14 protein-coding genes are annotated in these 20,191 nt (G+C 56.4%); 9 read left to right on the plus strand and 5 right to left on the minus strand.

The features are described from left to right. Window positions 1-8: 8 nt before the first annotated feature. From AO242_RS03700 to AO242_RS03710, 3 genes are all read right to left on the minus strand, one after another. A complete protein-coding gene (locus AO242_RS03700) occupies window positions 9-1,130 on the minus strand; it encodes a hypothetical protein (RefSeq protein WP_099267729.1) in 1,122 nt (373 codons plus the stop codon). A 515-nt stretch (window positions 1,131-1,645) separates the two neighbouring features. Continuing rightward, the gene (locus tag AO242_RS03705; protein WP_099267730.1) at window positions 1,646-2,782 is read right to left on the minus strand and encodes a hypothetical protein; all 1,137 of its coding nucleotides are present in this window, start codon (window positions 2,780-2,782) and stop codon (window positions 1,646-1,648) included. A gap of 1 nt (window position 2,783) precedes the next feature. After that, window positions 2,784-6,320: a toxin VasX gene (locus AO242_RS03710; RefSeq protein ID WP_099267731.1), complete on the minus strand. Its 3,537-nt coding sequence runs from the start codon at window positions 6,318-6,320 to the stop codon at window positions 2,784-2,786. A gap of 337 nt (window positions 6,321-6,657) precedes the next feature. Here AO242_RS03710 and AO242_RS03715 point away from each other — a divergent pair, with 337 nt between their 5' ends. The 7 genes from AO242_RS03715 to AO242_RS03745 are packed head-to-tail and all read left to right on the plus strand — an operon-like array spanning window position 6,658 to window position 14,778. Continuing rightward, the gene (locus tag AO242_RS03715) at window positions 6,658-8,415 is read left to right on the plus strand and encodes a carbamoyltransferase family protein (protein ID WP_027901194.1); all 1,758 of its coding nucleotides are present in this window, start codon (window positions 6,658-6,660) and stop codon (window positions 8,413-8,415) included. Continuing rightward, a complete protein-coding gene (locus tag AO242_RS03720) occupies window positions 8,399-9,529 on the plus strand; it encodes a glycosyltransferase (RefSeq protein WP_099267732.1) in 1,131 nt (376 codons plus the stop codon). Before AO242_RS03715 ends, AO242_RS03720 begins: the two co-directional genes overlap by 17 nt. After that, a complete protein-coding gene (locus AO242_RS03725; protein WP_099267733.1) occupies window positions 9,529-10,425 on the plus strand; it encodes an antimicrobial resistance protein Mig-14 in 897 nt (298 codons plus the stop codon). Before AO242_RS03720 ends, AO242_RS03725 begins: the two co-directional genes overlap by 1 nt. After that, window positions 10,422-11,831, plus strand: a complete 1,410-nt coding sequence (locus AO242_RS03730) for a PIG-L deacetylase family protein (RefSeq protein WP_099267734.1) — start codon at window positions 10,422-10,424, stop codon at window positions 11,829-11,831. Before AO242_RS03725 ends, AO242_RS03730 begins: the two co-directional genes overlap by 4 nt. A gap of 30 nt (window positions 11,832-11,861) precedes the next feature. Continuing rightward, window positions 11,862-12,818 (plus strand): glycosyltransferase family protein, encoded by a 957-nt coding sequence (locus AO242_RS03735; RefSeq protein ID WP_099267735.1) that lies wholly within the window; start codon window positions 11,862-11,864, stop codon window positions 12,816-12,818. A 33-nt stretch (window positions 12,819-12,851) separates the two neighbouring features. Next, complete coding sequence (locus tag AO242_RS03740; RefSeq protein ID WP_099267736.1) at window positions 12,852-13,625, plus strand: hypothetical protein; 774 nt, start codon at window positions 12,852-12,854, stop codon at window positions 13,623-13,625. Then, the gene (locus AO242_RS03745) at window positions 13,615-14,778 is read left to right on the plus strand and encodes a hypothetical protein (protein ID WP_099267737.1); all 1,164 of its coding nucleotides are present in this window, start codon (window positions 13,615-13,617) and stop codon (window positions 14,776-14,778) included. The genes AO242_RS03740 and AO242_RS03745 overlap by 11 nt, the downstream gene beginning before the upstream one ends. A gap of 62 nt (window positions 14,779-14,840) precedes the next feature. Here the strand turns inward: AO242_RS03745 and AO242_RS03750 are convergent, their stop codons facing one another. Next, on the minus strand, window positions 14,841-15,479 hold the full coding sequence (locus tag AO242_RS03750) for a toluene tolerance protein (RefSeq protein WP_099267738.1): 639 nt from the start codon (window positions 15,477-15,479) through the stop codon (window positions 14,841-14,843). A 116-nt stretch (window positions 15,480-15,595) separates the two neighbouring features. Between AO242_RS03750 and msbA the strand changes: the two genes are divergently transcribed. Together msbA and hldE are read left to right on the plus strand one after the other, a co-directional pair. Next, a complete protein-coding gene (gene msbA, locus AO242_RS03755) occupies window positions 15,596-17,398 on the plus strand; it encodes a lipid A export permease/ATP-binding protein MsbA (RefSeq protein WP_099267739.1) in 1,803 nt (600 codons plus the stop codon). A 224-nt stretch (window positions 17,399-17,622) separates the two neighbouring features. Then, the gene (hldE, locus tag AO242_RS03760) at window positions 17,623-19,044 is read left to right on the plus strand and encodes a bifunctional D-glycero-beta-D-manno-heptose-7-phosphate kinase/D-glycero-beta-D-manno-heptose 1-phosphate adenylyltransferase HldE (protein ID WP_099267740.1); all 1,422 of its coding nucleotides are present in this window, start codon (window positions 17,623-17,625) and stop codon (window positions 19,042-19,044) included. 181 nt (window positions 19,045-19,225) lie between these two features. Here hldE and AO242_RS03765 read toward each other — a convergent pair whose 3' ends face one another. Next, window positions 19,226-20,182 (minus strand): metal ABC transporter ATPase, encoded by a 957-nt coding sequence (locus AO242_RS03765; RefSeq protein WP_099267741.1) that lies wholly within the window; start codon window positions 20,180-20,182, stop codon window positions 19,226-19,228. Window positions 20,183-20,191 lie beyond the last annotated feature (9 nt).

Genomic DNA, 20,191 nt, shown 5'->3' on the forward strand with positions numbered 1-20,191 from the left:
CTCGTGAGTTACAGGGGCGCTGTCTGATGTACCTCGGTAAACCGCGCCGCAATGTTTTGATTGGGCTTTTGCCCGTGCAGGGTTTTGACCGCCTGGGTCATGCGCTTTAACTGTTCACTGGGCTTGGCCCATTGCTCCTCTGGCAGCGGCTCTGACCAGCTTTGCATCGCTTCAGGTATAGCTGCGCGGCCGATACTTTTGATGTGGCGGATTTCCCATTCCGTGAGGTAGTTGGGCAACGTCCACAGGGTTAGCACGTGGTACGTGTACCACCAGAACGGATAGAGGAACCCAACCTCGCGATTTTTGCGCCGACGCCGCATCCGCTCCCGTGCGTAGTAAAACGTATGCAGTCCTTCATGGGGAGGATCGCCGGGGTTTTGCAGTTCAAGCGGGTCCTGAATCTCCTTCAGGCTGTGAACTTCATATTCCATGTACGCCCGAATCGCCTCCCAGTTGCACACCGCGAGATCAAACCCGGCGCAGAAAAACTCCAGGCTGTAATGCTCATCGTGAGGCGGATGATAAAACCCGACGCCCATGGCGTAGCGGATGTCCATGCCGTATTGCGTGACCGACTGCGCTTGAACGACCCATGCTGATAGCGATTCCCATGGCACGAAAATAGGTTCGGTATGGCCACGGGGGACGAAGCAGACTTCTCGGCGTTGACGGTTGAAGCGGGTGGGGACGACTTCGTGGTATTTGTTGAGGTGGTTGAAGGTGATGACGAGGTAGAGGGTGAGGGCGCCAGCAGCGGCCAAGCTCCCGACTTTAAAACCATAAGACATCACCTGTATTGCGAACTCTGTTGCGAGCTCCACCTCTTCTCCGTCCAGTACTGTCAGCAACCAAACTAGCGCTGGCAGAGCCAAGCCAAGACACCAAATAGCCCAAAAGGGAAGTCCTACACCCACCTGCCAGGCGAACACTGCGGGTAGCCCAACGCCGAAGTCCAGATACGTATCGTTCACTTCACCGACCGCGTGTCCGTAATCCTGAGCAGGTAGTTCAGTCGGGAGTGGTAAAGGCGCGAGGTATACGACTTGGCCTGTTGGGAAGGCTTCTCGCATACCGGCATGAGGTGCATGATGGATCGGCGGCGGGCCTTCTAGAGTTTCAGAGGTCATAGTCCTTGGTTCGCTAAATCAGGGTTTGGGCCATATAGAAAAGAGGGTGTTTGTATTCCGGCTGGCGGTTGGCCTGTAGGAGCTTCAACCCGGTGTCGATGGCGCCGCGCTGTCTCGCGGCAACGTAGGACATGTAGGAGCTGCCGAAGGCTGCGATCACGGTGTATCAGGAGAAATGCTTCGCAGCCTTCGGCAGCTCCTACAGAAAATGCATTTCAATCCCGTGGTTTGCCTGTTGTTTGATGAGAGCCGCCCTGGTGTCCCAGACACCACGCTGTCGCGAAACAAACAGAGAAGCCGTAGGACCGGCTTCAGCCGGGAGGGCTTTGTTTCTGACGAAGAATACTGTGCGAATGTACCAGCCCCCTCCCGGCTAAAGCCGGTCCTACGGAAATCCTTGTTTATTCAGTGATTTATATTTTGTTTGATAGGAGCGAACTTGTTCGCGAGGCGGTCTTTCTTATGGCGCGGATCTGATGTATCGCCAACCAGTGGCGCCTAGATTCGTCATTCATCTAGGCTCGTTTGGCCACATTTCGATCCGCCTGCTGGACCTCGGCAAATCTGGACGCAAGGTTCTGACCAGGCCGTTTCTCGCGCTGGGCTTTCACCGCCTGGCTCAGGCTTAGCAATTCCTCACTGGGCTTGGCCCATTGCTCCTCTGGCAGCGGCTCTGACCAGTTTTGCATCGCTTCAGGTATGGCAGCGCGGCCGATGCTTTTGATGTGGCGGATTTCCCATTCGGTGAGGTAGTTGGGCAAGGTCCACAGGGTCAGCACGTGGTACGTGTACCACCAGAACGGATAGAAGAACCCAACCTCGCGATTCTTGCGCCGACGCCGCATCCGCTCCCGTGCGTTGTAAAACGTGTGGAGACCTTCGTGGGGCGGGTCGCCGGGGTTTTGCAGTTCCAGCGGGTCCTGGATTTCCTTGAGGGTGTGAACCTCGTATTCCATGTACGCCCGAATCGCTTCCCAGTTGCACACCGCCAGATCAAACCCGGCGCAGAAAAACTCCAGGCTGTAATGCTCATCGTGAGGCGGATGATAAAACCCGACGCCCATGGCGTAGCGGATGTCCATGCCGTATTGCGTCACGCTCCGGGCCTGCACGACCCAGGCGGATAGCGATTCCCAAGGGACGAAGATGGGCTTTGTTTGGCCGTTGGGGACGAAGCAAACTTCGCGGCGTTGACGGTTGAAGCGGGTGGGTATGACTTCGTGGTATTTGTTGAGGTGGTGGAAGGTGATGATGAGGTAAAGACCAAAGCTAAACGCCGCGGCCCATCCTCCGATCTCCAGACCTTGAGGAATAAGCTCAGCGATGTATGTCGCAGCTCGTTCTGGACCTCCCCCGTCCACGATGGTGAGCAGCCAAGTAAAACCGGGGATCACTAAGCTAAACCACCATACGGCCCAAAACGGTGCTCCTAATCCCATCTGCCATGCAAAAACAGAGGGTAGCCCGACGCCAAAGTCCATGCAGGTGTCGTTCACTTCTCCTACTGCGTGTCCGAAATCCTGAGCGGGAAGGTCAGTGGGCAGTGGTAGTGGTGCCAAGTAGATCACCTGACCACTTGGGAAGGTTTCGATCATGCCCGCGTGGGGGGAGTGATGGATCGGGGCAGGCACTTCAGGGACTATTACTGCCATCTCAGTTCTTCCCCGACGGCATGGTCGCGGGGTAGATACTGAAGTGAGGACACTGATCCCCCTGATGCTCAATATCGACAGCGGGAAAATCACCGCTCTCACCGGTAAGTTGAAAACGCACGTCATATGAATGGCCTTCGTACTGGCCTTCCTGTGTCCGATAGCCCAGCAGTATTGACAGCATTAAGTCGCAGCGTCCTGGCGTAGGTGAAGTTAGCAGTCCACTAATATTTGTCAGTCGCAGAATCAAAGGTGTCTCTTGGTAAAGCTGAAAGCTTTCCTCAAGCCCCTTGTTTAAAGGGGTCCATTTTTCTGGGTTGTAGTCTCGGCCATGCTGGGCCCGAACAATCTGATAACCGCCAATTTTGAGCAAGGCTACGCTGGCGTGGCTGTCGATGGGTAGCGCTAGATTATCGGCAGAAAGCTTTGGAAAATGCAGCAGAAAGAGCCTGGGTTTAGGGTTGCTCGGGTCGTCATTCGACGGAACAATCTCCATGCGCGGGGCCTGAATATGGCCATGCAGTTCTTTTTGGTAGTTGCTTAGAGATAGCGAACGACGTCGTTCAGCGTCCTGGCTCCAAGGCGTGCTAAGCAACCAGCGATCATGGCCGCTTAGGTTGTTGCGGTTATAGAACCAGTTGCCAGACAGCTCCAGCGCGGTAAGTAAGATTCCGGCTACGTTGAAGCGGAAAAATACGGTGGAGAGGCGTGTGCCTGCCAGAGCCCATGCCGTAGTTCGCGCTGCGGAACCCGCCTCAGCGGCGAGCACATGCCTGAGGGCTTGAGTGGATTGGACAACGCCGTAGCTATTAGTGGCGATAAAACCACTGTTGCCGAACATACTGATCGCAGCTCCGGTCTGTGCATCGCCGTTGCCATTGCGTACAGCATCCGTCCAGTTCTTGTGAGAGCTGTTCAAGCTCATGGCAGCCGCAATTGCTCCAGCGGCATATCCGACTCCTCCGAGCCAGACATGAAGTTTGCCCATCTGCACATGCACGCCCATCAGTTCCGCTTTCTTCAGGTTTTTTGCAAGCTCCGCGGCGTGTGCGCTGAGGGCTGTGTCCGCTATGCCCTGTGCTGCGCCAAACCCTGCTGCTGAAGTCGCAGTTGCCGAGCTCCAGAGGCTAGCCCAGTTTTTAGCTCCATCTGACTGCAGGTCGACTTCTTTTTTCACCTGAACAAAATTCACCACCTGCGCCACAAACACCAACAACCCGGCCCCATCCCCCAGCAACCCGGCCTTCGGCGCAACCGTCACCCCGCGCCGATAGTTATCCAGCACGGTTTTAATCTCTTGATGCTGCTGCGCCGGAAACACCAGCGCCAACCCTGGCTTGCCCGATGAGGCCGGTTGAAGATGTGTCGTGTCCGAAGGCAGGTCGGCCAGCGGACTCATGGCCTTTGCCAGTTGTTCTTCCAGTCCGCTTAACCTTTGCTGTGTGGCTTGTCGGGAGAGCTTGAGGTTCTCGGCAGCGGTGCTGGTGTGCCAGAGAGCATGTCTGGCTCGGGATTGTTGTGCTTCGTTGTTCAGATAGCGCAGGTATTTGCGCTCTTTTTGTACCGCTTTAACGGTCTCGCCCAATGCCTTCAGATCTTCGGCGCTGGCGATCTGGAAGGCGACGTTCTCTCGTCGTGCTGCGTCGAGGATGGTGACGCCCGTAGCCTTGGGCAGGCTGCGAAACAGGGCTTCCATGTCGGGCAACTGGCCTTTGTCCATCTGTTGCAAAAATACCTGCAAGGCTTGCTGGATGCCCATGTGCAGCGCCGGGGCGAGTGTGCCCCAGGCGGCAGCGATGTTGACTTGGCTGCTCGCCGACAATCGGCGGGTGTTTAGTAAAATCCCGGCACCCCATTGCTGGAGTCGCTCCAGCGAGTTGGGGGCTTCCTTAATCAGCATCCACCCAGCGTTGACGAAGTAGGCAAACTGCACGCCCAGTTCTGTTTGCGCGCTCAGGGGCGCGGCATAGAACAGTGGGCGGGACATGGCCGGGTTGAGGTTGAGCCAGACGAGTACCTTGTCGAGAGCGTAGTCGCTGCGGCAGATGTCTTTCAGGCAGGCGTATTCGGTGAGCAGGGCGTGATCAACCTGCTCGCTGTCTTCGATGTCGTAATACCAGATCGCTCGATGCAGGCGGTTTTTTAGCAGCAGATTAATGCGATCCTGGGTGATCTTTTCCAGTAGCTCGTTGAGTGGCTGCAGGACTTCGCGTTGCTTCTTGAGGAAGGCATCCATGCGTGGACGATCGATAAGGTCGTTGATGCCGCGTTGACCGAATTTTGCGCCATGGAGCAGTTCCTTCGTGCGCTTGTCCAGCTGGCGATAGAGTCGCCAGAGAGGCTGGCGATGTCGGGCAATAAATGCGGAACTGGTGTCAGTGAAGCGTTGCTCAAGGTAATACTGCTGAAGGGCTTGCAGCCGGGTTCCATGCCCGGCATACATGTTCGCCGGATCAGTGCTGGGCGGTATCAGTTCGAGTCTGGCTTTCAGGGCTGCGGGTAACCCCGGGTCTTCCACGCGTGGCGCGGGATGCTTGCTGTTGTCCTCAGTCATCACTTCCAGCAGGGTTTTACGCGTATCACTGCGCTCGGGTTCTGCCAGTAATTCGAGATCATCCAAAAGCGCCTGGAGCGCCGGATCAGCTTCGGCCCGCTCGCTGAGACCTGCGGCGCTGATCTGAGTGAGCGATTCGATGTAGCAGCCCAGTAAATAGTCCCGCTCAACCTGACCTTCCTCGGTTCCGCTTTTCGCCCAGGCATCTATCTGGCCGACCACCTGATCCTGATACTGCGCCAAATCACGCATCACGCCGACGTCATCCCGAACGGCCAGAAACAGGAAATCGCGTTTGTGGGCCGTGGTGATCTGGCTGGTGAACTCTTCAAGAATGGTCTGGCGATACAGCGGGGTGTGTTCCCAGGCGTAGGGAATCTTCGTCGAAGTGTCGTCCGGTCTGTCCGCCCAACTGCCGCTGCTTTCCGCCAGCCACACGGCCATTTTTCGGTCGTCGAACAGGTCCCGGGCATCGCCGCGCTGAATATTTTCGAAACTGACGCGCTGCATGAAGTACTCGCGCTCGGTGGAAACCTTCATCACTTGTGCGCATTTGAACGCTGTCCACTGGACCTCGGAAAAGGTCACGTGCAGAACGCTGCTGCGAGAAAACGTCAGCGCTGGATCAGCTTCGATCACGTCAGCGCGAAGATCCTTGATGACGTGATCGCCCTTGAACAACAGCGCAGTCACGGAGCCATTCGTTATCTGATACTCATGTAACAGGCCAGTGGCGCTGTCGATGATGTACAGATAGCCGTCCCGCAACAGACGAAACCCCAAAGGCAAAGCCTGCAACTTGTAAGGCATGGCGATCTCGATGGACGGGTCGAGGTCTTCCACGAGGCCATAACGCACCGGCAACAGTTGTAAGGTCTGACTCATCAGCGGACAAAACCCGCCAGCATCGGGTGCCTCGGCGGGGTTGGCCCTGGCGACCAGATTTGCCATGTGGCCGCGCGGTGTAATGAGAGGGTTTGTCATGCAGGCTCCTTGCCTTGGGCTGGCGAGTAGAGGCCAGGATCCAGATGGCGGAGCGTGTAATCTCAAGCCCGACCCTGAGCGAGGGCGGGAGAGTGGCTGATGAGCGGCGGGCGCTCAATGCACACAAAGCACTTTGGGAAAGGCCCTACGTGAAGTGTCGTAGATTCATACTTCTGCTAACCAGGCCGTGGCTTGCCCCGGTTTTACTCGGGGCAAGCAAATCCCTTTGTCATTACGCTATAATCCCGCCCTTTAGCTGTTCCTCGCCCCGCTGCGAGGGCACATATTTTTCTCAGGCGCGTGCCGCCTGCATGCAGACTAAAGAGGCTAGACCCCAGTGGCATTGACGATTCTTGGCCTGTCCGGCGCCCTTAGCCATGATCCTTCCGCGGCGCTGTACATCGACGGCAAGCTGGTGGCAGCGGCTGAAGAAGAGCGCTTCGTTCGCGATAAACATGCAAAGAACCGCATGCCCTACGAGTCGGCGAAGTTCTGCCTTGAGCAGGCGGGCATCAAGCCATCTGATGTCGATGTGGTGGCGATTCCGTTTGCGCCGATCAGCTTGTTCGGTAAAGCACGCTGGCACTACGCCAAACGCTACTGGTATGCCCCGGACCGTGCGCTTGACGCATTGCTGATGGGCAACCGTCGCTACAAGCGCTATCGCAACAAGATCGTCTGGTGCCTTGAGCAATTGGGCTTCGATCCGAAGAAGATCAAGATCGAGCCGGTTGAGCACCACCTGGCTCACGCCTCCAGCGCTTATCATTGCTCCGGTTTCAAAGAGAAAACCGCGATCCTCGGTATTGATGGCAAGGGTGAGTACGCCACCACGTTCTTTGGCTATGGCGAGAACGGCAAGATCCACAAGATCAAGGAGTTCTTCGACCCGGACTCCCTGGGCGGCCTGTATGGCGCGATCACTGAATTCCTCGGCTTCGAGATGCTCGACGGCGAATTCAAGGTGATGGGCATGGCGCCGTATGGCGATGCCAGCAAATACGATTTCTCGCGTCTGGCGACTTTCGAAAACGGCGAACTGGTGATCAACACCGAGCTGGCCAACGTCATTGGCCTGCGTCGTTATAAAGAGAAGGGCAAGGGTTTCTACTTCTCGCCGAAGCTGATCGAGTGGCTGGGGCCGAAGCGCGAAGGCGACATTGCTGACGAGCCTTACATCCACTACGCCGCGAGCATGCAGGCGCTGTTCGAGAAGCTGGCGTTGCAGATGATGGATCACTATCTGGGTGACATCCTCAAGGAAACCGGCAAGATCGCGTTTGCAGGCGGCTGTGCGCTGAACGTCAAGCTGAACCAGAAAATCATTGCCCGCCCGGAAGTCAAAGAGCTGTTCGTGCAGCCAGCTTCGGGTGATGCGGGCACTGCGGTGGGTGCGGCGGCTTATGTTTCCCACGCCCGTGGTGTGCCGGTCGAGAAGATGGAACACGTCTACCTCGGTCCGTCTTACACCAACGAAGATGTGATCGCGGCCTGCGCTCGCCACCCGAGCAAGCCGGTCTGGCGTCAGATCGAAAACACTCCAGAGCGCATCGCGCAGATCATGGTCGCGGGCAACCCAGTGGCCTGGTTCCAGGGGCGTATGGAGTTTGGCCCGCGCGCATTGGGTGGGCGTTCGATCATCGGCTGCCCGAGCGTTGCTGGCGTTGCCGATCGCATCAACCATCAGATCAAGTTCCGTGAGCGCTGGAGGCCTTTCTGCCCGTCGATGCTCGACACCGTTGCGCCACAGATGATCAAGATCGATCACCCGGCGCCGTTCATGACCTTCACTTTTGAAGTGGCTGAAGAGTGGAAGACCCGCGTGCCGGAAGTCGTCCACGAAGACGGGACTTCACGTGCCCAGGTCCTGAAGCGCGAATACAACCCGCGTTACTACGACATGATGAAGGCGCTGGAAAACCTCACCGGTAATGGCGTGTCGCTGAACACCTCGCTTAACCGTCGCGGTGAACCGATGATCTGCTCGCCTACCGATGCCTTGAACATGTTCTTCGGCTCGGATCTTGAATACCTGATCATGGAAGACATTCTGGTGGTCAAAGACGGCGTGGAAACCTATGACACGCTCGGCTGAGCGCCATGTGCTGCAGTTTTGTCACGGTTATGACGGTCCGTTTCTGGACTGTGCGCGGCAATATGCAAGTCTGTTCGTAGGCAAGGGATATCGCGTTACTACGGTATTCCTGACCGGTGCAGCTGATTCCGAGGTTGCTGCCGGTTGTGCATCCGATGAAGTGTTGTTCATGGAGTACACCTCGTCGGCCATTCGCGGCCTGAAGCTGGGGGCCATCCGTGATCTGCGCAAAATCGTTGCTTCGCGCAATTTCAGCTTCTGTATCGCGCACCGCTTCAAGCCGGTGTACATCGCAATGTTGGCGACGCGATTGCCGGTCATTGGCGTGCACCACGCATTTGCTGACTATCGACGTCGCGGTCGCAAACTCTTCGCTCACCTGTTTCGCAGGCGCTTGAGCCTGCTGGGTGTGTCTGATGCGGTCCGTGATGACATACGCAAGAGTCTGCCCAAGTGGCCGACGGGCCGTATTCAAACCCTTTACAACCGCGTCGATATCGATCACCTGCAAGCCAGCCAGTTTTCCCCCGATCAGGCGCGTGCCGAGCTGGGTTTGTCTGCATCGGCATGGATCGTCGGCAATGTCGGGCGGCTGCATCCGGACAAGGATCAAGCGAGTTTACTGCGTGGTTTTGCCAAAGCTTTGCCAGGCTTGCCGCAGAATAGCCAACTGGTGATTCTGGGTAAGGGGTCGCTTGAGCACAAACTCAAGGCGCTGGCGCTCGAGTTAGGTATCGGCTCACAGGTTCTGTTTCTGGGTCAGGTGCCACAGGCCAGTCTCTACTACAAAGCGTTCGATGTTTTTGCTCTGAGTTCTGATCACGAGCCGTTCGGCATGGTGCTGCTCGAAGCCATGGTCGCAGGTGTGCCTTTGTTGGCGACTTCCTGCGGCGGAGCGAAGGAAGTGGTTGAAGGTGTGGGCGTGCTGTTCCCCCTGGGCGACACCGAACGTCTTGCTCACGGGCTGATTCATTTGGCCGGCCTTGATGTCGGGCAGCGTCGCGAATGTGCAGAACTGATGTTGTTGCGTTTACGCGAGCGCTTTTCTGATCAGGCCGTACGGGACGTTTTCTGGCGTCTGCCCCAGGTCACCAGTCTGGTTGCGGAGTCTTGATGCTCAATAGATTTCAAGGCTGGCGCGAGCGTGGCTGGACCTCGATAGATGCCGCTGACTACCAGCGTGCATGGGGTCGTTATGGCGGTAGCGTGGCCACTCATCCACTGGTGGTCGAGCGCCTTGCCGGTCTCGCGCAAATTCCGGTGCGTTATCTTGGCTGGGAGCAGGACGGGGAGATCAAGGCTGCAATCCCTGCGTGGGGTCGTTCGCTGGCCTTGTCCAAGGACGTGCTGAAAAGCCATGGCAAGAAAGGGCTGTTTGACCTGGGCAACGCTGAATTGATATTGCCCATTGCCGCAGACGTTCAGGTGCCTGTTCGTCATCGTGGACGCTATTTTTCAGCGCTCAATGAAGGGCGCATCAGTACCCTCAAGCCTCAGGCCGAATCTCTGGCCATGGCCCGCACGCCAGAGGAGCTTTCGAAGAAGTTTCGCTACAACCAGCGTCGTGAACTGCGTCTGCTTGAAGAGGCTGGCGGTATCGTGCGCCCCGTGACGGACTTCACCAGCGCTGAACTGGCGCGCATGTATTGCGACCTGTTCCAGCGCCGTTGGGGCTTTCCTGCTACCGGTGCCGAGCGCATGGCCGAGGTAATCGAGTTGCTGCGCGAGCTGTTGATCGGCTCCGTGGTATTTCTCAACGACGCGCCGATTGCCATTCAACTGGTGTATCGCGTGGAGGCGCCAGAGTGGATCAGCGTTGAGTACATCAACGGTGGCGTCGACCCCGAGACCCGTGATTTCAGTCCTGGCAGCGTACTGAGCTTTCTCAACACGCAAAGTGCCTGGGAAGACGCCCGTCATTTGGGCAAGCCTTTACGCTTTTCATTCGGGCGTGCAGACCGCGAGTATAAGGATCGTTGGTGCAACCCCGTGCCGGTGTTCCAGATTTGAGCCGCAAGCAGGCCTTGCTCAAGCGCCATCGCCGTAACAAGCGTATGGCGCTGCTGATCGGGCTGCTTTTATTGATTGTCGTGGGTGTTCTGGTTGCCTGGTGGTTGCCACTGCTCCTGGCTGTTATAGGCTGGATCGCCCACGAAGCCTGGTTTGCCGATCATCTGTTTTACTCCCCGAAAGAAGATTACCTGTACAACTTTCCGCCTGAGGCGGAGGTAATGGGTATCACGCTTCAGGGCGGCAGGCTGATCTTGCAAGCGCCTTTGGATCTGAGCGGTGATGAAACGCTCATTCTGGCTCTTGATGTCAGAAGCTCCTGGCTGGGGCGTTTTTTTGATCCCCTTATTGAACTGGTCGGGGCAGGTGTGGCTGACAGTCAGGCTTTCGAGCGAGGCGTTAGCGGTCTGCGCTACCTCAATCTGACCGGACTTGGCAAAGCGCTGGTCGATGGCTCATTGCGCATGAGAGGTCGGTTCGCCACTGTAAGAGGGCAGCCGCGTCTGTGGGTGTTCCGTCAGCCAGATGCTCGTCAGCAGCGGGTCATGGTCATTGCACCTCATGCTGACGACGCCGAGCTGGCGGCGTTTGGTTTGTACAGCCAAGCGGCCGACACCTGGATTGTTACGCTGACGGCGGGCGAAATCGAAGCCGAACACTACCAGCAAATGGGAATGGGCAAGGCCGAGGCCTCGCGCATCAAGGGGCGACTTCGGGCCTGGGACAGTATTGCTGTCCCTCGGTGGGGCGGGGTCCCCGAGAGTCAGTGTGTGCAGCTCGGTTATTTCTGTTTGCAGTTGCCTGCGATGCAGGCTGCGCCGGATCAGCCCATTGCTTCCCGTGAAGCCGAGCTCGCTGATACACGGATATTTCGTCAGTTCAACGCCATGAAGTTGCCCGGCGATGCCGATGGCGCGCCAACCTGGAACAACCTGCTGGCCGATATGCGCGCGCTGCTTTTGCAGGCTCGGCCGCAGGTGCTGGTGATGCCTCACCCGGCCATTGATCCTCATCCGGATCATATCTGCGCCCAGGCCGCAGTTCTTGAAGCGCTTGAAGGTCTTGAGTGGCAGCCCGAAGTGATTCTGGGGTATGCCAATCATCTGCATGACAACGATCGCTGGCCGATGGGCAATGCTTATAATGGTGTCAGTTTGCCGCCCGTCTTCGATGCCGACTTGCGAATGCTCCCCTACAGCCTTGAACTGTCGGTTGATCAGCAACGTGACAAAGCCATGGCGCTGGGCATGATGCACGACCTGCAACCTCCGATGCCGCTCAAAAGGCGTGTGCGTCGCTGGTTGCAAAGCGTGTTGGCAGGAAGACGCTGGCCGGCCGAGGGCGAAAACGAATTCTTTAGAAAAGCCGTTCGCCGACATGAGCTGTTCTGGCGCAGAGACCTCTGATCAGTAGCCTGCGGCACTGCAAGGACAAAAATGAAAGTTTTACTTCTGGTTCAGAAAGAGCAACGAGCCATTCTGGATCGTCTGTATGAAGGAATCGCCGCCCATTGCGAATGCGATATTCGCTGGCTGACTTCCGGGGAACAACGCAATCTGCGCAGTTATTTTCGTCGCGAAGTGGACGTCACTCAATACGATCGTATTGTGTTCTTTCTGCGTTTCAAACATGAGATCCGCCAGGTCGGCTTTATTCGCACGATCCCTAATCTGGTGATCCTCGAGCACGACGCTTATCAGAATTACATCGCCTGCAAGTACACAGGCAAGTTCAGCGCTCACTATCGGAAGTTGCCTTGGGTCAGGGTCATGAGCTCTGGTTTCAAGGTTGCTCAACGCCTGCGCGATGAAGGTTTTGATGCGGTGTTTGTCCCCAAAGGTTATGACCAGACCCTGCTCCAGTGGCGTGATCGCGAGCGCGATATCGAACTGGCCTTTGTCGGCAGCACCAACAGTGTGGCTTACAGTGGCCGCAAGGCGTTGCTGGACGAACTGGGGCGTGTGGAAAAGCTGGTAGTGACCCGTACCAAGTCAGGCGAAGAGTATTGCGAAACCCTTAACCGGATTCGCTTTTTCGTCAGTGCCGATGTGGGTATGGGCGAATACATGATCAAGAACTTCGAGGCCATGGCCTGCGGTTGTGTGTTGCTCGCCTACGATCAAGGCGCTGAAGAGAATCGCGCGCTGGGCTTCGTCGACATGCACAACATTGTGTTTTACAGCGACATCCCACAACTTCAGGAAAAACTGCGACAACTAAGGGGCAACCCCGCGCTTGCGGATGAAATTTCGCGCAATGGGCAGACATTGGTTGAACAACGCTTTACATTCCACGCGCTAGGGAAGGCCATTGTTGAAGAAATGCGTCCGCCATTGCGTTCTATGCCAGCCATGAGCTGGTGGGACCGGTTGAGGTCCAGAGTGGGGGTGTGATCGCCTTTTGAAAATTTCAATGATTGAGTAAAAATGATGGTGTTCAGCGAAAGCAGTGATATCACACTGGTGGTGACCAGTTGTGGCCGGTTTGATTTGTTGAAGCAGACGCTTGAGACATTTGATCGCTTCAATACTGCGCCAATACGTCATGTTCTGATTACCGAAGACTCGGGCGATGCCCAGGTTGAACGCTGTATCCCCGAGCACTGGCGCCCCTTCACCCGTTTTATTATCAACAATCCCAAGCTTGGCCAGATGCGCTCGGTGGATGCAGCCTATGAGCTGATCGAGACATCCTGGGTGTTCCATTGCGAGGATGACTGGGATTTCTATCGTCCTTGCTTCATCGAAGAATCAATGACCTTGCTTGAAAACGACCCGCAGGCGCTGCAGGTCTGGCTCCGCAGTTTCAATCATGACTTGCAGGTTCACAGCCCCTACGTGTACCTCAACGAGCGTGAAGTCGTTCAGGGTATCCCGTTCTACAAGTTGGGCTCGCACAAGCCTGAGTGGCAGGGGTTCTCTTTCAACCCTGGGCTGCGTCGTCTGGCCGATTATAAAGTGCATGCCCCTTACGCCTCTCATGGTGGCGAGAAAAAGCTGTCAGGACTTTATGCGGCGGAAAACCGTTACGCGTTGATTCTGGAAAATGATGCCGTGCTGCATACCGGTTTCGGAAATCACGTCGAAGTACCTCAAGAGCGTGTGGACAAAAAGCGGCGTAAGCGCCGTGATCGCATAAAGTTGGTGGCAACACTTGTTTTGGGTCTGCTCATAGGTTGGGTAATCAGTAATGTTGTCTGAACAATTCGGGATAAACCCTAAAGTCGCGGCTTATTTCAGCGGTACGCTGGTCCTCTTTCTACTGAGCTTCATTTTTTGGGACTCAGCCAAGTTCACCAACAACCTGTTCTATGCGCTGATTGCTCTTCCAGGTCTGGTTTTTCTGATTATCAATCGTGGTGCTGGCCTGTTTGCTGATCGCCTTGGCTGGCTCTGGCTGGCATTCATTCTTTGCTTTCTGGTACCTGCTGTTTATGCAGGGGACTTCCAGTTTTACAAGCACATCGCCTACGTCGCCTTGTTTGTTTTTGTACTGGCAGGGTTGGTCAATGTCGACTTTTTCAACAGTGGCTTGTTTGCGCGTAGCCAGTTCTGGGTCGTTTTGCTGTACATCCTGCTGTCGGGAATCTACGGCTGGATGACAGGTAAGTTCCAGATTGGCCATCGTGTAGACATACTTCCTGCACGTATGGACAACGTTATCTACGCCAGCATCTGGCTGTTCTGTGCACTGGGGCTGGTATTGCCGGTCTTGCAGAAACAAAGGCGCTGGGTGGAAGCGGCGGCTGCAGTCGTTCTGTCGTTGTTCATTGTGTCTTTTGTTGTGCAGACCCGCACTGCCCTGGTCGGCGCAGCGTTTCTGGGCGGTCTGTGGGCTTTGCATGCGATGCGCCATCATCAGAAGCAGGGCCTCCTCGCGGTGATCGGTCTGGCGCTGCTGGCTTCGTTGTTCATGTGGCTGGTGAAGGACGAGGCCTGGGCGAAGTTGCTGTTGGAAAGGGGCGATTCCCATCGAACCGAACTGCTGCAGATCATGCTCGGCGAATGGGCTAATTGCGGTTGGCTGAAGGGCTGCGGGATTGATTTCCACACCACGCAAACGCTCACCGGTGGCATGCCGATCCAGCACCCTCACAACATCTTCGTTGCGATGGGTTTGTACACTGGGGCCTTATCGCTGCTGTTGTTCGTCGCTGTAATGGCGCTGACGCTCTGGTACGCGTGGCGCATGCGTAGCGCGTGGGGCGTCTTTCTGGCGAGTGCACTGGTCATGCTCAACTTTGATGGCAGCAAGCTGATAGGCAACCCCGATGAACTCTGGGTGTTGGTGCTGTTTCCCGCCGTCATGGTCTATGCCCGGATCGTGCGGGAACGCAGGCTGAAACCGCTGTAACGAATACAAAAAATGGCCCTTGGGGGCCATTTTTTAATGTCTGGTCTATTGCAATGCCGCGGTCAGCTCATTGCCTGAGTCAGCTCTTTTGCCGTGCAAAGACTTTGGGCGGCCAGATAGCCGTTGAAGAAGGCCTGATTGTTCTGACCGAGCAACCACTTGCGGTCTTCGCTGTAACGCAGCATGTGCTTGAAGTTACGCAGACGCAGGCTTTTACGGAGGGGGCCGCGAAAGGTTTTCATATCTGCTATGTCGATCAGGCCCAGCGTGCGTCGCGGGGTCAGTATCACGTTGCCCAGATGAGCTGACCGGAAGTAGATGCCTTTTTCATGCAGTTCGGCAATGAAGCGCCCCAATTCTGCGCGAAGCCCGTCACCACTGTCGGGTGCCCGCATGATCTGGCGTAACGTTTGCCCTTCCAGAGGGGCGTAATGCACTGCATCGCGCTGGATCTTTGCAATTCTGAATACGCTTAGTACCTTCGGGCAGGGGATGTCACGCTCGGCGAGGATCACGCAGTTGTCTGCAAAGCGTCGCGCGTAAGGGTACCAGGCCGCCGAGCTGACCAGTCGCTTGCGACGAAACAGCTTCAACATTGATCCATCGGTCAATCGCAGGACTTTATTACCCGAATGATCGGCCTCGAGGACTTCAGCTCCCTCGGCCAAGGCAAGGTAATGTGCATGATCAAGCGCTTGCATCGATACTCCGGTTTCTTTGCCCTAGGGCTTGGACAGCCGCCTATCTTACCGCAGCAAGCCTTGGCAAAATGCGCTTGTGATACAATTCCGCCTCTTTTTATGCATGACGGATTCTCATGACATCCTCCGAATCGTCCAGCCAGTCAAGCCTGAAAATATACTTGCGCTTGTTGTCCTATGTGCGTCCGTACATAGGGATATTCCTGCTCAGTATCATCGGCTTTGTCATGTTTGCCTCGACCCAGCCTATGCTGGCCGGCATCCTCAAGTACTTCGTTGATGGTCTCAGCAATCCTGAGGCGGTGCTGTTTCCCCATGTACCGTATCTGCGCGACCTGCAATTGCTTCAGGCTGTGCCACTGATCATTGTGCTGATTGCCGCCTGGCAAGGTCTGGGCTCCTATCTGGGTAACTACTTTCTGGCGAGAGTCTCTCTGGGATTGGTTCATGACCTGCGAGTAGAGCTTTTCAACAAACTGTTGGTGTTGCCTAACCGTTATTTCGATACCCACAACTCGGGACATCTGATTTCGCGGATCACGTTTAACGTAACGATGGTGACGGGCGCGGCCACTGATGCGATCAAGGTGGTTATTCGCGAAGGGCTTACGGTTGTATTCCTGTTTATCTATCTGCTGTGGATGAACTGGCAACTGACGCTGGTCATGTTGGCGATCCTGCCGGTGATCGCGGTGATGGTCAGCAGCGCCAGCAAGAAATTCCGTAAGCAAAGCAAGAAAATTCAGGTAGCCATGGGCGATGTGACCCACGTGGCCTCCGAGACTATTCAAGGCTATCGCGTCGTGCGTAGCTTCGGCGGGGAACGGTACGAAGAGGCCCGGTTTGCGGGTGCCAGCGCCGACAACACCAAGAAGCAACTGCGCATGACGAAAACCGGCGCGATCTACACGCCGATGCTGCAGCTGGTCATTTATTCGGCCATGGCTGTGCTGATGTTTCTGGTGCTTTATCTGCGTGGCGATTCGACTGCCGGTGACCTGGTTGCTTACATCACGGCAGCTGGCTTGCTGCCCAAGCCTATTCGCCAGTTGTCCGAGGTCAGCTCAACGGTTCAGAAAGGTATCGCAGGCGCAGAAAGCATTTTCGAGCAGCTTGATGTCGAGCCGGAATTTGACACCGGGACCATTGAGCGTGATCGGGTCAGCGGGCGTCTGGAGGTCAGGAACCTCAGCTTCACCTACCCGGGTACAGAGCGTAGGGTGCTGGATGACATCAGTTTCTCTGTTGCGCCAGGGCAGATGGTTGCGCTTGTTGGTCGTTCGGGCAGTGGCAAGTCGACGCTTGCCAGTCTGTTGCCGCGTTTCTACCAACATAGTATTGGGCAGATCCTGCTTGATGACGTTGAAATCAGCGATTATCAGCTGCGTAACCTTCGTCGCCATATCTCTCAGGTGACGCAGAGCGTTACGCTGTTCAACGATACTGTCGCCAATAACATTGCCTATGGTGATCTGGCGGGTGCGCCTCGTTCGGACATCGAGAAAGCGGCAGCTGATGCCTACGCCAAGGAATTCATCGATCAGTTACCGCAAGGTCTGGATACTCAGGTCGGGGAAAATGGCGTTCTGCTTTCTGGTGGTCAGCGTCAGCGTCTGGCAATTGCCCGGGCGCTGCTCAAAAATGCTCCTGTTCTGATCCTCGATGAGGCTACCTCGGCACTGGACACCGAGTCCGAGCGGCATATCCAGGCTGCGCTGGATCACGCCATGCAAGGGCGCACGACCCTCGTGATTGCGCACCGGTTGTCGACCATTGAAAAAGCTGATCAGATTCTGGTGATGGACGGTGGGCGCATCGTCGAGCGTGGCACGCACGCGCAGTTGCTGGCGCAAAATGGCTACTACTCGCGTCTGCATGCGCTGGGGCTCGACGAGCCTGCGCCGGTTGGCGCGATCTGACCAGACAGGATGGTGTGGTGGCGAATTGCGGGAGCGAATTCATTCGCGAAGAGGTCGGTGCCTCAGAGGTATTGGCACTGATCCACCGCTTTCGTGAATGAATTCGTTCCCACACAGCCTGGACAGATCGCCGCGTTCGCAATTCTCAATGTTGCGCAATCCCAAGCCTTCGCAAACCCTGTGCTAAGATTCCGCCCCTGTTCATTCTAGTTACGGGTTGTTCGATGAAGTTGTCCATGCCGCGTTTCGATCAAGCACCAGTCTTGGTAGTGGGCGATGTCATGCTCGACCGCTATTGGCATGGCGGTACCTCAAGGATTTCGCCAGAGGCGCCCGTGCCTGTGGTCAAGGTTGAGCAAATCGAGGACCGCCCAGGCGGGGCCGCGAACGTCGCGTTGAACATTGCCGCGCTGGGAGCTCCAGCTTCGCTGGTCGGTGTTACCGGTGAAGACGAAGCTGCTGAAAGCCTTTCCAACAGCTTGAAGGCTGCGGGTGTTCTCGCACGCTTCCAGCGCATTTCCCATCAGCCGACCATCGTCAAGCTGCGGGTCATGAGTCGTCATCAGCAACTGCTGCGGATCGATTTCGAAGAGCCGTTTGCCACCGATGCCGAAGCGTTGAGTGCTGAAGTAGAAGGCTTGCTCGACGGCATCAAAGTGCTGGTCCTGTCCGATTACGGTAAAGGCGCGCTGAAGAATCATCAGGCGCTGATCAAAGTGGCCCGTGACCGTAATATTCCGGTGTTGGCTGATCCCAAGGGCAAGGACTTCGCGATTTATCGTGGCGCGAGTCTGATTACGCCGAACCTCAGCGAATTTGAAGCTATTGTCGGCCATTGTCTGGATGAAGCCGAGCTGGTCGCAAAGGGCGCGCAATTGATGAGTGAGCTCGATCTGGGTGCGCTGCTGGTTACCCGTGGCGAACACGGCATGACCTTGTTGCGTCCCGATCATCCTGCTCTGCATTTACCGGCGCGTGCCCGTGAAGTGTTTGATGTGACCGGTGCTGGCGATACTGTTATTTCAACGCTCGCGGCCGCGATTGCTGCGGGCGAAGATTTGCCCCACGCAGTGGCGCTGGCGAATCTGGCTGCTGGCATTGTGGTTGGCAAGCTGGGGACCGCGGCCATCAGCGCGCCTGAGCTGCGCCGTGCGATTCAGCGCGAGGAAGGCTCCGAGCGCGGCGTACTGGGCCTTGAGCAACTGCTGTTGGCCATCGACGACGCCCGGGCACACAACGAGAAGATCGTTTTCACCAATGGTTGCTTCGATATCCTGCATGCCGGTCATGTGACGTATCTGGAACAAGCGCGCGCTCAAGGTGATCGCCTGATTGTGGCGGTCAACGATGACGCGTCGGTGAGTCGTCTGAAGGGGCCGGGTCGTCCGATCAACAGTGTCGACCGGCGTATGGCAGTGCTTGCCGGACTTGGCGCAGTGGATTGGGTGATCAGCTTTTCTGAAGGTACTCCGGAAAACCTGCTCGCCCACGTCAAGCCTGATGTGCTGGTCAAAGGCGGCGATTACGGCATCGATCAGGTCGTCGGCGCTGACATCGTCCAGGCTTATGGCGGTGAAGTTCGGGTTCTGGGGCTGGTTGAGAACAGCTCGACCACTGCGATTGTCGAGAAAATCCGCGGGCAGTAATCGGTTTGAAACTGTAAGTACGGCCTTTGGAATATTCTGGTTATACCTGCAGGCTTGATCTTGTAGGACCGGCTTTAGCCGGGAGAGCTGTGATTCTGTCCAGGCAAATGCTGCGCATGTATCGACGTCCTCCCGGCTAAAGCCGGTCCTACGGGGCATTCTCATGCCTAATAGGACCGCTTCAGCTTTTAAACGTCACCAGCTTCAACAACTGCCGTGCCTTGCCCGTCAGGCGTTTGAGTCCGGTCTTCTTCGGAGGCGGCGTCATCCCTTGCTGGCGTAGCCAGTCCTTCCAGCGAATCCGCTCTTCACGTACTACCCAGCCTTCCTGCGCAGCAAAACTTTCAGCTAGATAAAGACCGCGGGTTCCGGCCGGTGTCAGCTTGTCGCGCTTCAACGTGTAAAGCTCTGGCAGCGGCACGCCATTTTCCAGTGGCATCAGGTACAGATCAGGCTTGCTGCGATTGAGGCGAGCGACCAGTTGGTCTTTTTCCAGGCACTCGTCCACATGGAAAAGGCTCAGGGGCCGCGCTTCCTTGGGGACTTCCAGACGCATGTCATAAATGAGCTGCAGCGATGCGGTGGGCAAGTGTACGTAAGCTCTAGGCCGCTCGATCAGCGTCATGCTCCCGCAACGTACAGGCCGTGCGGCACCGGATAGCGGGCTGAGACGAAACGGCATGGCTTCGCGGTAATGCAGCGCCGCGGCGTAGGGTGCGGGTAGCCAGATATCGTTGAAGCGCCCGCTCAGCCAGCCTTGGGGCGTTTCAATCAGGCACTCTTCGGCCACTTCCTGAATGGCGGTGTGCAGCGGCAGATTCAGCTCATGAGCCGGGACGTAACCCGAGATCAGCTTCAACACCACATCGCCACGATCCTGGCGGCGCTGGCGAACCAGCACCCAGTAATCGCGGTTTTGCCAGTTCAATGTCAGGCGCACCGAAACACCGAGATTGGCCAGCTCCGTGGAGAACCGCTCAGTGTCGACGACTTCTATTTTGCGGCGTCGCTGCAAGGTCTGGGTGAAATTGAGCGGCATCCCGATGCTTTGGTAACTCAGGCCTTCTGGGGTGGCTTCGACAAATAACGGCAGGGTTTTGAAGTTGCTTGGATTCTTCCGAATCAAAGTTCGCGGCATATCGGCTCC

Origin of the sequence: Pseudomonas sp. ICMP 561 (assembly GCF_002699985.1) — a bacterium.
GTDB classification, from domain to species: domain Bacteria; phylum Pseudomonadota; class Gammaproteobacteria; order Pseudomonadales; family Pseudomonadaceae; genus Aquipseudomonas; species Aquipseudomonas quasicaspiana.

Coding starts and splice junctions, on each gene's coding strand:
- AO242_RS03700 (WP_099267729.1), bottom strand. CDS start 1,130: ATGACCTCTGAAACTCTAGAAGGCCCGCCGCCGATCCATCATGCACCT.
- AO242_RS03705 (WP_099267730.1), bottom strand. CDS start 2,782: ATGGCAGTAATAGTCCCTGAAGTGCCTGCCCCGATCCATCACTCCCCC.
- AO242_RS03710 (WP_099267731.1), bottom strand. CDS start 6,320: ATGACAAACCCTCTCATTACACCGCGCGGCCACATGGCAAATCTGGTC.
- AO242_RS03720 (WP_099267732.1), top strand. CDS start 8,399: ATGACACGCTCGGCTGAGCGCCATGTGCTGCAGTTTTGTCACGGTTAT.
- AO242_RS03725 (WP_099267733.1), top strand. CDS start 9,529: ATGCTCAATAGATTTCAAGGCTGGCGCGAGCGTGGCTGGACCTCGATA.
- AO242_RS03735 (WP_099267735.1), top strand. CDS start 11,862: ATGAAAGTTTTACTTCTGGTTCAGAAAGAGCAACGAGCCATTCTGGAT.
- AO242_RS03740 (WP_099267736.1), top strand. CDS start 12,852: ATGATGGTGTTCAGCGAAAGCAGTGATATCACACTGGTGGTGACCAGT.
- AO242_RS03745 (WP_099267737.1), top strand. CDS start 13,615: ATGTTGTCTGAACAATTCGGGATAAACCCTAAAGTCGCGGCTTATTTC.
- AO242_RS03750 (WP_099267738.1), bottom strand. CDS start 15,479: ATGCAAGCGCTTGATCATGCACATTACCTTGCCTTGGCCGAGGGAGCT.
- msbA (WP_099267739.1), top strand. CDS start 15,596: ATGACATCCTCCGAATCGTCCAGCCAGTCAAGCCTGAAAATATACTTG.
- hldE (WP_099267740.1), top strand. CDS start 17,623: ATGAAGTTGTCCATGCCGCGTTTCGATCAAGCACCAGTCTTGGTAGTG.
- AO242_RS03765 (WP_099267741.1), bottom strand. CDS start 20,182: ATGCCGCGAACTTTGATTCGGAAGAATCCAAGCAACTTCAAAACCCTG.